Origin of the sequence: Bdellovibrio sp. HCB2-146 (assembly GCF_047345725.1) — a bacterium.
Taxonomy (GTDB): Bacteria; Bdellovibrionota; Bdellovibrionia; order Bdellovibrionales; family Bdellovibrionaceae; genus Bdellovibrio.
Genome location: NZ_JBLEQP010000001.1, coordinates 1,595,989 through 1,610,873, shown reverse-complemented (window position 1 = coordinate 1,610,873; position 14,885 = coordinate 1,595,989). Strand labels below are relative to the sequence as shown.

The 14,885-nt window shown below is 46.1% G+C and carries 7 protein-coding genes; 4 read left to right on the top strand and 3 right to left on the bottom strand.

What is annotated here, in order from left to right; all coding sequences use genetic code 11:
- Window positions 1-18: 18 nt before the first annotated feature.
- Complete coding sequence (locus ACLWOR_RS07880) at window positions 19-648, bottom strand: hypothetical protein (protein ID WP_413940151.1); 630 nt, start codon at window positions 646-648, stop codon at window positions 19-21.
- 56 nt (window positions 649-704) lie between these two features.
- Window positions 705-2,102 (bottom strand): hypothetical protein, encoded by a 1,398-nt coding sequence (locus tag ACLWOR_RS07875; protein ID WP_413940150.1) that lies wholly within the window; start codon window positions 2,100-2,102, stop codon window positions 705-707.
- 241 nt (window positions 2,103-2,343) lie between these two features.
- Between ACLWOR_RS07875 and ACLWOR_RS07870 the strand changes: the two genes are divergently transcribed.
- The 4 genes from ACLWOR_RS07870 (at window position 2,344) to ACLWOR_RS07855 (ending at window position 13,588) form a co-directional block, all read left to right on the top strand.
- A complete protein-coding gene (locus ACLWOR_RS07870) occupies window positions 2,344-2,559 on the top strand; it encodes a hypothetical protein (protein WP_413940149.1) in 216 nt (71 codons plus the stop codon).
- Window positions 2,560-2,572: 13 nt separating this feature from the next.
- The gene (locus tag ACLWOR_RS07865) at window positions 2,573-11,329 is read left to right on the top strand and encodes a hypothetical protein (RefSeq protein WP_413940148.1); all 8,757 of its coding nucleotides are present in this window, start codon (window positions 2,573-2,575) and stop codon (window positions 11,327-11,329) included.
- Window positions 11,330-11,567: 238 nt separating this feature from the next.
- Window positions 11,568-12,320 (top strand): TIGR02147 family protein, encoded by a 753-nt coding sequence (locus ACLWOR_RS07860; RefSeq protein WP_413940147.1) that lies wholly within the window; start codon window positions 11,568-11,570, stop codon window positions 12,318-12,320.
- A complete protein-coding gene (locus ACLWOR_RS07855) occupies window positions 12,317-13,588 on the top strand; it encodes a hypothetical protein (protein WP_413940146.1) in 1,272 nt (423 codons plus the stop codon). The genes ACLWOR_RS07860 and ACLWOR_RS07855 overlap by 4 nt, the downstream gene beginning before the upstream one ends.
- 31 nt (window positions 13,589-13,619) lie before the next feature.
- Here the strand turns inward: ACLWOR_RS07855 and gshA are convergent, their stop codons facing one another.
- Window positions 13,620-14,876 (bottom strand): glutamate--cysteine ligase, encoded by a 1,257-nt coding sequence (gene gshA / locus ACLWOR_RS07850; protein ID WP_413940145.1) that lies wholly within the window; start codon window positions 14,874-14,876, stop codon window positions 13,620-13,622.
- Window positions 14,877-14,885: the final 9 nt, after the last annotated feature.

Sequence of the window (14,885 nt, the reverse complement as noted above, 5' to 3'; positions counted from 1 at the left end):
CTTAATTTGAAACTAAAACTACCAAGTCAGAACCAATGGATGACCGAGGTATTTTGCGATTTCTTCGCTCTCTACTAACAAACCTTCGGATTTTTTTGGGTTGCTTAGTTTTACTGACTTCAAGATCCACTTGTGTGGCCAAGCATCAGGTAGGTTCGCAAAACGCACAACTACCGGACGACCTTCAGTAAAGCTAAACTCCCCGTCTCCGGGATTTTGAGCGAGGATTTTTTGAAACGGAACAACCAAAGGATTGATTTTCGTAAGGTCCGCCGAGAATTCACAACGACCTTCGACTTCCATCACTGAACTTTCACCTGATACCATCACACCTTCTGCTTCAAATCGCAGTGTGACCGTTTCAAATTCTTGGCAAGCTAGTTTCTTGTCACCTTCGTTTGTGAACGCAAAGTGACCCAAAGAAATACCGGTGCCTTCCAATTCTTTTTTGATTTCAAAGCCGGCAAGTAGTCTTTGTTTCACTGCTTCTTGCAGTTCATTGCCTTGGAGGTGAGAGAAGTCGAAATTATTTCGGATGGCTGCAGGATCACGATTGATTGTGTAGACATCGGTCGTGAAATACATGGCGGCATATCCACCAACAAAGCAAAGCGTGAAAAGCCCCAACACTCCATAGTACTTGTGCATACTAAAACCTCTTTCATGCAGAATAACATGCGAAGAGTTGGAGAATCCTCAGATATTTAGCGTGCCCCGCCCTTAGTCTGCGCAAGCTTCTCAAGTTTTGAATAGATGTCCTTATATGTGTGTTCCCAATTACCGAACTCTTTCTGACGATGAAGTTCAACTTGTGGATACCATGCACGTCCATTGTCGGGTCCAGCCCACACGTAATATGAACTTAAAGGACAGAACAACCAAACGGGTTTTCCCATCGCAGCTGCCAAGTGAGGAACAGAAGTACAAGATGAAATGACGAGGTCCAGATTGGAAATCGCAGCAGCTGTGTCCTCCCACGTATTTAAATAAGGCGCAAGGTCGACTACTTTAGAGTCTGCTGGACGTTCTTCAAGTCCACTGTCACGTTGAAGCGAATACACTTCTACGCCTGGGATATTCACGAAAGTTTCCATCAAATTAAACGGAACCGAACGCATCAGATCTTGTTCGTACAAAGCATTCCCCTGCCAACGAACACCGATGCGGAGTTTTCCGTTGTTAGGAATTCTCTTCGACCATTCTTTCACGAGACCTTCTACAGGTGTGATGTAAGAATTTTTTGGAATGTCTTCTGAGTTCAACTCCAAAATGCGCGGCAGATCCATAGCTGGCGCCCAATAATCAAAAGCTGGCGGCGCTTGTTTTTGCGAAAAGGCTTTTTCAATTCCTGGAGAGCGCGCCAGCAAAGATTCCAATTTATGGTTCGAGGCAAAAAAGACTCGAGCTCCGCGATCGCGCAAGGTTTGAGCGAAACGAGCGTTGATAATCTCGTCCCCGGCTCCACCCTCACCGACGATTAATATGTCTTTGTTACGAACATCGACCCCTTCAGTGAGCATTGGCTGAGGATAAGGGAATGAATACGCTCCCCAGATTCTCAAAGTACGCCCGATACCCAACATTCGTATGCCTTCTTTGAAATGCCCGGCCCTGATCTCATGCCATCCTAGATTAAATTGAACGACAGCATAGTTGCGATCAGCAGTGCCCACTCTGTTTAAGAGAGTACGAAGTTCTGCCTCTGCTTCATCAAAGCGACCTTGAGCCGCGACGTAAACCGCGTGATCGATAACGGGATCAATCCAATCAGGGCGTTCTTTCACAACCTCCGCCATCACCTTTTCAGCTTCTGCAGGAAAGGCTGCTGAGTTTAAACATTTCGCCAGATTGAATTTCGCCTCTGGAGTAGGAAGCATTGCCACTGTTTGACGAGCGTAAGGCACAGCTTCGCGATACATTTTGGCTTTGTGAAGAACCATTGCCATGAAGTCTGTGACTTCGGGATTGTCTTTAGGGAGGAACTTATAGACGGACTCCGCCAGAGCGCGAATGGTATTGAACTCTTCAACCTTAATTAGCCACCTAAATGTGTTCTGCACATCTTGGGGTATGAACGATGGAAAACTAATCTCTTTTTGCATAGGTTCTCTACTACGACGTTCGTCTTTCATACATAGATTCGATGTTTCATTGAGGGTTTGCAATACTTAATAGCTTCCGAGCTACATTACAGATTTGTAACTCATTTTAAGACGATCCTAAGGCCCTTTTAATGAAACCTCGCTTTAGGTTCCGAGAAACTGTCCGAAACGTATACATATGAAGAACTTCTTTACGTTTCTGTTTATAGTTTCTTGCGGATCGTTTCTTTCGGGGTGCTATATGGATGCACACATCGGGGAAATCATTTCATCCGTTATTACAGCAGACGCAGAAGAGACCACAATCGCTGTCGCACCTTCGGTGCAGCATAAATCTTCAGACACTACAAATACTTATAAAGCGAGAAGCGCAGTCGGGGAAGTCACATCGGGAACAAGCGCAGACTCTGGAAATCAATATCGCGCCGAAGTCAGCATAACGTATCAACGGTTGTAGGAAGGGCGGAACCATGACGGGTCGTTTTTTCATAATTCTTCTGCTTCTCACGTTCTCGGTTTATGCCGAGGCGAATCCCTCCGGGATTAATATCTCCGGTAAAATCACTCTCCAATCCGACAATTCAGCATTGTCAGGAAACGACGTGGATTTCAAGATTCGCGTGTTAAGTCCAGATGGTTGCGTGCTTTATACTGAGAAATTCGTTAACCAAGATCTTTCAACTACAAGTGGTGTTTTCAATCTAACTATTGGTAATGGTGATGTAACTTATAATGCTTGGGGTGGTACAACTGGTACTTCCGGTACTGCGAAATCTAAACCTTTCTTATTAAAAGTATTCTCTAACGGTTCAGTTCCTATTGCTTCTGGTTTGACTGCGTATCCAGGTGAGACATGTGCCGGTGGTTCTTATACTCCTGCAGATGGCGACGTTCGCCGTGTGGTTATCGAGTTCAGTCCAACAGGTGTTGATGCTCCTGCAAGTTACGTAGCATTGAGTCCTTATCACAGCATTCGTTCAGTTCCTTATGCGATGTTAGCTGACCAATCAGCCGACTCTGATAAGTTGGGTGGAGTACCTGCTGCTCAGTATGCGAAAAATTCTGATCTTGCAACAGCGGTTCCTGCTGCGGAAACAGATCCTAATACAAAAGCTTGGGCGAAAGCAGATATCAACGGTAACGCGGCTTGCTCGGGTTCTGATGTTTTAACATTTAATGGAACAAATCTTGTTTGTACTGCCGGTGGTGGTGGTGCTTACACATTGCCAGTTGCTTCCGACACTGTTCTTGGTGGTGTGCGTGTTCAAGCTGGTAGCAATATCACAATCAATGGTTCTGGTGATATCGCAGTTGATACAAACCTTGTAAATACTATTAATGGTAAAGTTGACATCTCTAAGATGGAAACTTGTGCTGCCAATCAAGTTCCAGTGTGGACTTCTGTGACTGATGAATTTGATTGTATGAATATCTCTGTCACAGCTTCCCAAATCTCAGACTTTAATACAGCTGTAGATGCGCGTGTTGCTGGTGGTGCTTTCTTACCTCTAGCGGGTGGTACGTTAACAGGTGACGTTTCTACAAACAGTAATCTTACATTCAGCGGTTCAAGCAAATATATCAATATGGGCAACAACAGCATCGCTAATATTGGTTACTTGCACATGGAGAACAAAGCTGCAGATCCAGGCGGTACCGCTAACGGTCACGTTTGGTACAACTCTACTTTGAAACAATTGAAGTATTATGATGGTGCTGCAAATCGCACAATCCCTGGTTACACGGGTGCCTGTGCAGACCAAGAAGTTTTAAAGTGGGATAATACTGCTGGAACTTGGGTCTGTGCTTCTGATGCCGGTGCTGGTGGTGGTGCTAATGCCACTCAAATCCAAGGTGTTGACGTAGCTGCAGCGGCTCCAACTGCTGGTCAATTCTTGAAATTGGTTGGTGGTGATTGGACTCCGACAAGCATGCCAGTATGTACTGCGGATCAAACTTTGATCTTTGATGCTAGCGGTGTGGCGACTTGTACGGCAATCTCCGGTTTAACTGATTCTGCGATTGCGGCTGGTGCGGCAATTGCTCGTACGAAATTGGCTTCTGGTACTGCAAACCATGTATTGATCAATGATGGTACAGGTGTGATGTCTTCTGAAGCTCAATTGGCAGTATCACGTGGTGGTACAGGTCAATCAACTTATGCTGATGGTGAATTGCTCATCGGTAAAACTGACGGCACATTGGCGAAAGCGACTTTGACTGCTGGTACAGGTATCAGTGTAACTAATGGTGATGGTTCTATCACTATTGCTTCAACTGGTGCTCCTCCAACAGGTGCTGCTGGTGGCGACCTTGATGGCACTTATCCAAATCCAGTTATCAAAGATACTGTGACGGGCGCGACTGGTACGAAAATTACTTATAACAATAAAGGTCTTGTGACGGGTTCTGCTGCTCTGGTTGCGGCTGATATCCCAGATCTTGATGCTGCGAAAATCACAACAGGTCAGTTTGGTGATTCGCAAATTTCTGGTGTTGCTGTTGATAAAATTCAAAGTGGTGCTGGTAAGTACTTCACTTATGCTCCAAACAACGTAGTCTGTGCCGATGGCGGAGTATTGAAGTGGGATAACACGAATAGCCGTTGGATTTGCGGTACTGACGCTGGTGCTGGCGGTGGTGTTGATGCAGTAAGCTTGCAAGGTAATGCCTTGAATGCAGCGACTCCTGCAATGGGTGAGTTCTTGCAATTCACTGGCGCTTCTTGGTCGCGTTTTGCAATGCCACAATGTACAGCTGATAAAGTTCTTACTTTCAGTGCAACAGGTGTTGCGACTTGCGAAAACATCGCCGGTCTTACTGATTCAGCAATCGCCGCTGGTGCGGCTATCGCTCGTACAAAATTAGCTTCAGGAACTGCGAACCATGTGTTGATCAATGATGGTACGGGTGTGATGTCTTCTGAAGCTCAGTTGTCTGTATCACGTGGTGGTACAGGTCAATCAACTTATACTGATGGTCAATTGTTGATCGGTAAAACTGACGGTACATTGGCAAAAGCTACTTTGACTCAAGGTTCGGGCATCACAATTACCAATGGTGATGGTACTGTGACGATTGCAGCTTCTGCAGTTGGTTCATCTGGTATCACTGATGACTCTATCGTTGATGCTGACATTAATTCTGCAGCTGCCATTGCTCGTACTAAACTTGCTAACGGCACTGCGAACCGTCTCGTTGTTAATGACGGTACTGGTGTTATGGCAGATGCTGCTGCTATCACGGCTAACCGTGCATTGGTTTCTGACGCTAACGGCATCCCTACTCACTCTGCGGTGACTGATACTGAACTTGGTTACGTATCAGGTGTCACATCTGGTATCCAAGGTCAAATCGATGCAGCTAGCACAGCTATTGGCACTAAAGTTAATAAAGCTGGCGATACAATGACAGGCAACCTTGTCATGAGTAACGAAAAAGAAGTTCGCTTCGGTGACTCTGGTGCAAAATACATCGGCTTGAAATCACCTGCGACTATCACGGGTTCTAGCCTCACTTTCACACTTCCAAATGGTGACGGTACTGCCAACCAAGTTCTTCAAACGAATGGTTCAGGCGTATTACAATGGACATCGATCCCAACAGGTCCTGGCGTTGCGAGTTACTCTGCAACAGGTCTTGTACAGTTCGATACGGATGCTGCGACATCAGGGGTTATTGTAGATGGTGCTGGTCTTGCGAAAGTCAACTTCGGCACTGGTAACAACCAAATCGTGAAATTAGATGGAACTGCAAAACTTCCAGCTGTTGACGGTTCGGCGTTAACGAACATCACAACAACGATTGATAAAATCACAAGTGGTGCTGGTTTATACTTTAACTATCGTCCAAACAATAATGCTTGTACGGACGGCCAAGTTTTAAAATGGGATAACGGAAACTCTCGTTGGATTTGCGGAGCTGATGCGGGTGCCGGTGGTGCTGATGCTTCTAGTATCCGTGGTGTAAGCGTTTCTCTCGCAGCCGTAACTCCCGCTGACGGCGCTTTCTTGACTTATAATAATGCGACAACAAGTTGGGAAGCTGCAGTTTTCTTGAACTGTAATGCTGCTAACAAAGTTCTTCACTACAACTCCACTCTTGATGTGTGGTCTTGTGATGATATCCAAGTAAACTCTGCTGAAATCGTGGATGGCACTATCGTCGATGCCGATATCAATGCATCTGCTGCGATTACACGTTCTAAACTTGCAAGTGGCACTGCCAACCGCATGGTTGTGAACAACGGTTCAGGTGTTATGTCCGATGCAGCAGCAATCACTGCTGACCGCGCTGTTGTTTCTGATGCAAATGGCATCCCGACTCACTCTGCTGTGACTGGTACTGAACTTGGCTACTTGTCTGGTGTGACTTCAGCTATCCAAACTCAAATTAATAACTTGAGTTCAGGTGCCGCCGATAAAGTTGCTAAAGCTGGTGACACAATGACTGGCAACCTTATCATGAGTAACGAAAAAGAAGTTCGTTACGGTGATTCAGGTTCTAAGTATATTGGTTTCAAATCACCTGCGACAATCACAGGTTCAAGCCTTACATTCACTCTTCCAAATGGTGATGGTACAGCTAACCAAGTTTTGCAAACGAATGGTTCAGGCGTGCTTCAATGGGCAAGTGTCTTGACGACTGTTGATTCATCTTCAATCACAGATGGTTCAATCATGAACGTGGACATCAATGCCTCTGCTGCGATTGACAGAACAAAACTTGCCAACGGTACCGCAAACCGTGTTCTTGTGAACTCAGCAGGTGGCGTGATGTCTGAAGCTGCTGCTATCACTGCTGACCGTGCTTTGATCTCTGACGCTAACGGTATTCCAACTCACTCTGCAGTAACAAATACGGAGCTTGGCTACTTGTCCGGTGTGACTTCTGGTATCCAAACTCAATTTACTGGAAAAGTGTCTAAAGCTGGCGACTCAATGACTGGTGCGTTGACGATGAATGCGGCTAACGAAGTTCGTTTTGCTGATACAGATTCTTCGAACTATGTCGGTTTCAAATCTCCAGGTGTCGTTGGTACAAATAGAATTTGGACTCTTCCTGCTGCTGACGGTGCCGCTGGTCAAGCGTTGAAAACTGACGGTGCAGGTAACTTGGATTGGGTCAACCTGCCTGCAGGTGCCGTTACTTCAGACTATGGGGTACAAGGTATTGTAGGATTCGATACAAATGCAGCCACTTCAGGAATGGTGTATTCAACTCCTGGTATCGCAAAAGTAAATACGGGAACTGGTGCAAACCAAATCGTTAAGTTAGATGGTTCTTCAAAACTTCCAGCTGTTGATGGTTCGGCTTTGACAGGTCTTGATGTTGCTAACATCGCAAGTGCAGCTGGTAAATACTTTAGCTATAAACCAAACGGAGCAGAGTGTGCTGACGGTGGCATCTTGAAATGGGTTGCTGCTTCTGACCAATGGGTCTGCGGTACTGTGGCTGATCTTGGTGCAATCACTTCGGTTGTTGCTGGTACAGGTGTTGATGTCAATACGGCTGCCGGTGCTGCAACAGTTTCAGTTGAAGCAGAGCTTGCAGCTCTGAATGGCCTTGCCACAACTGGTTATGTCCAACGTACAGGTGCTGCGACTTACTCGACAACTGCTGGTAATACATTGAATTCGAACAATACAGTTGTGACTCGTGATGGATCTGGTGTTTCTGGGTTCGCGGGTGTTGTCTTAAACAATGCCTCTATGAACGTCACTCAGACTGCTCCTGCAGCGGGAACAAGTTACTCTGTGACATGGCCAGATGCCGCTCCGGCTTCTAATGGTTATATCCTTTCATCCACGACTGGTGGTGTGATGTCTTGGATCCCTGCTCCTGCTGGCGCCGATAACCTAGGCAACCACACAGCGACTCAAAATATTCAATTGGGTTCTTTCTGGTTAAGCGGTGATGGCGGCAATGAAGGTATCCGTGTTGACAGTTCTGGAAATGTTGGTATCGGCGTTGCGGCTCCAAGTAAACTCCTTGACGTTCAGGGAACTGGCGACGTGGTTGCAAGCTTCCGCCGCTCTGATGATGACAACACTCGCGCGACTGTCATGCAGTTCCGCAGATCACGTTCAAGTGCAACAGCACCGGGCTCTGGGTTCGGCAGCGCAATGAGTTTTAGAGCTGAAGGTTTCACCAATGGTTCTGAAACAAATCAAGCAACTATCGGAGCCCTTTGGGAAACAAATCAAACGAACGATACAACAGATCGTGATGCGGCTCTAGTTTTCCAAACAGCTGATGCTGACACACTTGATGAGCGCATGCGTATTACTTCAAATGGCCGCGTTGGTATTGGCACAACGACTCCAGCTACAACACTTGATGTTGATGGCGGAATCAAAATTGGTGCGGAAAGTGCGACCTGTGACCTCACTCTTGAAGGTGCTATCCGCTACAATGCGGGAGCAGTTCAATACTGTAACGGCACAACTTGGACTTCTTTCGGTACAGGCTCTGGCAGCGGCACAGTTACATCAGTGACTTCTGCAAACGGTGACATCACGATTACAAATACAACTTCAACGCCGCAATTGACGTTGAATTCTGGTACTGGCAACAACCAAATCGTGAAACTCGATGGTTCTGCAAGATTGCCAGCGGTAAACGGTTCTTTAGTAACTAACCTTGATGTTCAAAATATCGCGAGCGCTACTGGCAAATATTTTAAATATATGCCAAACGGCGTAGAGTGTGCTGACGGTGAAATCTTGAAGTGGGTTGCTGCTTCTGACCAATGGGTCTGCGGTACTATCGCTTCTCTTGGCGCAATTACTTCAGTTGTTGCAGGTAACGGTATCGACGTGAATACAGCTGCAGGCGCTGCAACTGTTTCAGTTGAAGCGGAGTTGAATGCTCTTAATGGATTAGCAACAACTGGTTTCGTACAACGTACAGGTGCGGCGACTTATTCAACAGTTACAGGTAACACGGCAAATTCAAATTCAACAGTTGTGACTCGTGACGGATCCGGTGTTTCTGGATTCGCGGGTGTTGTGTTGAACAATGCTTCAATGAACGTAACTCAACAAGCTCCTGCGGCTGGCACAAGCTATTCAGTTACTTGGCCATCAGCTGCGCCATCATCAAATGGACAAGTTTTAAGCTCCACTACGGGTGGGGTGATGTCTTGGGTCAGTGCTGCAACAGGCGACTTCAAAGCTGACGGTACAGTTGCTATGACAGGCGCTCTTAGACATATTGCTGGAACAGCTGCGCTTCCTGGTATGACTTTCGTGAGCGATACGAACACAGGTATCTCGGCAGCAACTGCAGATACTATGGTTCTTTCGACTTCAGGTACTCAAAGAATGATTTTTGATCCGAACGGAAACGTTGGTATCGGAACGGCTGCTCCAACTGCTCTTTTCGATGTCCAAGGTGGTACGGCATCTGGCTCTACGAAGGGTAAAGATATTAAAATCACTGCCCAAACGGGTGGATCAAGTGGTGCTGCCGGTGGTGACATTTACATCACTCCTGGTGATGGCGGCGGCGGATGGCAACCTGGTAAGGTCTTTATTAATACTTCAGGTTCAACGAATACGGCCTTTCAGGTCACTCGCGCGGGAAATGACGCCTACGCAACTTCAAGTGGTGCTACGAGCATGCCGGGCACGAACACCGTACTCTATAACAGCTGGAACGTTGATAACAATACAGCGTTACTTGGATTCTCGGTTAACAACGGAAACTCAAGAAATCAAAATGCTTACATTGGTGCAGTGGCTGTTACAGGCGCTGGCTCTTATAATCCGGCATTGGTCTTTGGCCAAAGCACGGGTGCCAATGCATATTCTGAAAGTATGCGTTTAGATCCAAGCGGTAACCTAGGTATTGGCACATCTTCGCCAGGTGCGAAGTTAGACGTTAAAGGTGCGATCCGCATGTCGGGTTCGACTTCTGGTTACGTTGGTTTCCAACCAGCTGCGGCTGCGGGTTCAACTGTATATACTCTTCCTGCTGCCGACGGTACAGGTGGCTATGTTCTGAGCACGAACGGTTCGGGAGTATTAAGCTGGATTCCAGCTGGAACAACTCCAGGCGATGCTGGATACGGATCAGGTAATAAAGGTGTCGTAGCATTCAATTCGAATGCTACAACCTCAGGTATCAGTGTTGCTTCAGGCGTAGCAACAGTGAACATGACTCAAACTGCAGAGGTGAGCAAAGTTCTACAATTGGACGGTTCAGGTAAAGCAATGGTGAAGGGCCTTGACCTTAAAGGTACAACAAACTCTCTCACTCTTTCTCCTGCATCTGGTACGGCCGCTTACACATTGACGTTCCCTGCTGCGCAGGGTGGTTCAGGTCAAGTTCTTTCGAATGACGGTTCGGGTGGTTTAAGCTGGGTGACGGCTTTGACTGGAAGTATCGCTTCATCGCAAATTACTGACGGCACTATTGTCGATGCTGACATCAGCGCTTCTGCTGCAATCACACGTTCTAAACTTGCAAGTGGTACAGCGAACCATGTTTTGATCAACGACGGTTCAGGTGTGATGTCTTCTGAAGCCAATCTTGCAGTATCGCGTGGTGGTACGGGCGCAGGAAGCTTCACTGCTAACGGCCTTGTGATGGCAGGCACTACAAGTACATCCGCTCTTTCATCTATTACATGCTTGGCCGTTGCGGGTAGCGTTTTGGAGTGGACAGGAAGCGGTGGCGTTTGGGGATGTTCAAAAGACTTTGCAACGACAGGATCACCAGGAAGTAAAGTTAACTATGTCCTTATGACAGGTGCAGCTACTGGTTCTGCAGCTTCTATTGCAGCTGCCGGTGGGGATTTAAACGTCACATTATCCGTTGGTGCTAAAGGAACTGGTTACGTTCAAACAGATTCAACTCTGAACGTAAACGCGACTTATATCGAGCGCGCCCCTGCTGCAGCCACTGGTACTGGTGCAGTAACGATTCCAGTAACGTCAAATATCTATCGTCATACTTTGACGAATGGGGCTTCAACGACGTTCACATTGCCAGCGTGCCCTGCTGCTACGAACACAGCATTTAGCTTAACTGTGAAAGTTACCCAAGGAAACCTTGGCACAGGTACTCTTGGTACGTGGGCAGTCGCTTCGGGTGCTCTTGAATGGGATTCGAACACAGAACCAACAATGACAACGACTGCAAGTAAAGATGCTATCTACCAATTCCTCTGCATCGGTGGTGAGGCGAAGTGGTATGGTATGCAAGTTTGGAAATATCAGTAATAATCTTCTCCCCCGCTGCCCGTGCGGCTTTGCGGGGGAAACCTTTCTCCGAACATTTCCGTTACAAATTGGTCGCGGGTAAGAATCCCACAACGCTGTAATATTTTCCGAAGAGCCTACCAAATTTTGCAATTTACCTTCGAGATTTCGGTTATTTAGTCGGTCTTCGCAGACGTTGTCGGTAATGTATGTTTTCAAATTTGACTCGTATTGAGGGGCTTGTGGTAAACCCCCGGACATGAACAAGTCTTCAGAATTTCTAATCAATGAATATCACAGACGTAAACTCAATTCGCCTGGCCTGACGAACGCTCAGTTCGCCGACATTCTTGGAATTCCTTCCAGCCGTTTGAGTGATTATATTAACGGTCGTCGTATCATGACTCTACCAATCGCAAAACAAGTTGTGAAAGGTCTTAACCTCGATATCGTAGATGATTTCGAACACTTGAAAACGTTGATCGAAAGCGACCGCAATAAAAGAAAAACTCTTCTGCCAGAAACACAACTGAAAGAAGATGAGTTCTCTGTTATCTGCGACTGGTATCACTTCGCAATTCTCGCTTTGATCACAACGAAGAATTTCCGCTTGGATGCACACTGGATCGGCGAGCGCATCAATATTCCAGTTGATGTTGCTGCTGCTGCTATCGAGCGTCTTGTGCGTTTGGGCCTTATTGAAGTTAATGGTGGTGAAGTTGTTGCAACTCAAAAAAATCTTGAGACAACTCACAACATTCCTTCTGAATCTTTGCGCCGGTCTCACAAACAGTCTTTGGTGCAAGTGATTGATAATTTGGATCGCGTTCCGACTGATTTACGTGATGTCACGTCCATCACGTTTCCGATGAATCGCAAAAAGATACCTGAGGCAAAACGCCTCATTCGTAACTTCCGCCGTAAAATGGCAGGTCTTTTGGGACAGGGACCTAAAAATGAAGTTTACAATCTCAATGTGCAACTGTTCCCGGTAACAAAGGTGACGAAATGACAATCTATAAACTATTAGTGGGCCTCCTTCTCTTGGGTCTGTCACAACAGACTTGGGCCAACAACTGGTATGATCGTGGTAATGGCGGATTCGTATTGAGCTGCGGGGAACAACCTCTGCAAGTTCTTGATATTTACGAAGCTGCTTCTCGCTATTTTTTCTCTGTGAAGCTTTCTGAAAAAGGCGACGCCCTAGAAAAGGCAGAAGAAATTATCGCGCGCTTGGTTCCGTTGGATCCTGTTCGTGCTGAAATTTATTTGGCATGGCTTAAAAATTTCTATTCTGAATCGCAAATTCTTGTTGATACAGAATTCATGGAAACTCCAGATTTGGGTTTGGTAAAAAAACCTAAAGAATGCAAATTGGAACAAGTTGTATTCCAACGTGAACCTTCACGCTTGAATCCTGCTCGTTATATCATTAACAAAGTTCTTTGGGATAAACTTGATGCCGACAATCGCGCTGCTTTGATCATCCACGAGTTGATCTACCGTGATTTCTTGGCTGGCACTTCTCTAGAGAGCACGTCAGAGCGTATTCGTTTGTTCAATGCTGTGATCTTGGGTGACAAACTCAATGGTATCAAATTGCAAGAGTACCTTCGTATTCTTCAAGATGATCTTCACCTTTCAACGTACACGTTTAAAGGTATTACGTTGTTCCTAGGTGCAACGGATTCATCTGGTCGTTGGAGATCCGCTCCACTTGAGTTCCACAATAACGATGTTATCGCAAATGCACGTTTTGCTGCGAACCAAATGGTGAATTCAAAAAGCTTTGATTATTTCTGCATGAGTTCAGTTGATGTTCCAGATGGTGGATCAATTAACTTCTGGGAAAACGGAAACGTTCGCTCTTTGCGTATTTCTCCAGCGATGGAAGATAACGCCCTTTGCATGTATCCGAAAGTTGATGTTCCTTTTGACGGCCAATCCACGTCTGTTTCTGGAACAACTTGGGATTTCTATGAAAACGGCCAAGTGAACACAATCTCTGGAACGACGGCAAATTCAGTTTACTCAAAATTGAATTACAAACACATGGAATATGAGCGCAAGATCACTCTAGGCGCGGTTCCAGCTGTTGATACATATTTCCGTTTCGACACTGACAAAAATCTTGTTGAACTAAGCTTGGGCGGACGCCCTTGTGTCTTGCAAGATCTTTCATTGGTTCGTTTCGAACCAAGCTCCGACTCTCGCATCTGGACAGTTGTGATTGATAAAAACGGAGAGCTACAAACGAAATTGAACATCTGTAACTACTAGGATTTTTAAAAGCGGCTGACCTGTTCAGCCGCTAGTTTCCGCATCCGCTACGAGCCGTGTAGCCTTTAAATACCACACCCATTTCTTTTGCTTCGTAACCAATAGCTAACAATCCAAGTTTCGCTGTCCAACCGTAAACGTTTTCTTGCGGGCAACCTGGTGTGTTAATCGCGAGATCTGATACGCACAAACGCTTATAAACGGCGCCTGGGCTGTTCAAGCTCTCCGTTGAGCTTTTCTCTGAGTGAGTTCTTAAAAAGCCTCCAGCAAGCTCACAGCCGATCATATAGATCACAGGCTCCGCACTCGCGCCGTCAGCTTGTACGATAGAGGGAATGCCTTCTTGAATGATCACTTCTTCAACGTCACGTCCGCCTTTAGCAGCTTTCATTTTTTTGCGAGACTTGTACGTCCAATCCATCACTTCTGCACCTGATCCAACACGGATCACTGCTAAGCCGTAAGTGCCAGCGTTGTTTTTCACAAAAACAAAAGGTTCTTGGTCGATGTTACGTTTTTTGTATTCTTCACGAAGCTTTGCCAGCATCGCATCGACTCTTTCAGCCAAAGCTTTGCGGCTGTTTTCATCGCCGATATCAAAGTGCTCGAAAAGTTCTGTTTCAACTTTTAAAATGAACGGATCGATTTTTGCGATCGCCGCGAACTCTTCAACAAGTTGATTGTAGTATTTGAAGTAAGTGCTTTTCTTTCTTTGATACCAACCCAACTCGCGCGGAGGGTTCATCGGAATTGCGGCAACTGTTGCAGCCCATTCTTCGTAAGCAACCGAGAAATCGTTGTTGCTGATGATAAGATCTGGTTTGAATGTTTTGAACAACGGCCCGTCAACAAGCGCCGAATGAACTTCGACTTCGTTGCCTGCAGAGCTTGTCAGTTTAAGAGGTTCAGGCAAAGGTTGTGGAATCGCGACTTTCACAACGCGACCGCTGGCTTCAATCAAGTTGCGAATCGTGTGTACGTTTTCCCAGTAGAACGGATTATTCGTATGTTCTTCCGTCACCAAAAGAATATTTTTAACTGTCGAACCATAGTGACGTGTGATGAATTTCCCCATCAAGCCAATGGAAGTTTCTTTATCTGTGGGACAGATGTTGTTAAAACCTGCTGGATAGATGTTGGCATCGACGTTTGAAATCTTATAACCCGAATCGCGAATGTCGTAACTTGAGTAAATCGGATATCCCATGTCAGCCGTCTTAGCAGCAAACCAAGAGCAGATCTCTGTCATGTTGGACATTGTTTGTTTGTGGAGTGTTAACTTAGCCATGGGTGATCA

What these genes read in the sequence shown, in the direction of transcription:
- ACLWOR_RS07880 (WP_413940151.1), bottom strand. Translation starts at nt 648, where the DNA reads ATGCACAAGTACTATGGAGTGTTGGGGCTTTTCACGCTTTGCTTTGTT.
- ACLWOR_RS07875 (WP_413940150.1), bottom strand. Translation starts at nt 2,102, where the DNA reads ATGCAAAAAGAGATTAGTTTTCCATCGTTCATACCCCAAGATGTGCAG.
- ACLWOR_RS07870 (WP_413940149.1), top strand. Translation starts at nt 2,344, where the DNA reads ATGGATGCACACATCGGGGAAATCATTTCATCCGTTATTACAGCAGAC.
- ACLWOR_RS07865 (WP_413940148.1), top strand. Translation starts at nt 2,573, where the DNA reads ATGACGGGTCGTTTTTTCATAATTCTTCTGCTTCTCACGTTCTCGGTT.
- ACLWOR_RS07860 (WP_413940147.1), top strand. Translation starts at nt 11,568, where the DNA reads ATGAACAAGTCTTCAGAATTTCTAATCAATGAATATCACAGACGTAAA.
- ACLWOR_RS07855 (WP_413940146.1), top strand. Translation starts at nt 12,317, where the DNA reads ATGACAATCTATAAACTATTAGTGGGCCTCCTTCTCTTGGGTCTGTCA.
- gshA (WP_413940145.1), bottom strand. Translation starts at nt 14,876, where the DNA reads ATGGCTAAGTTAACACTCCACAAACAAACAATGTCCAACATGACAGAG.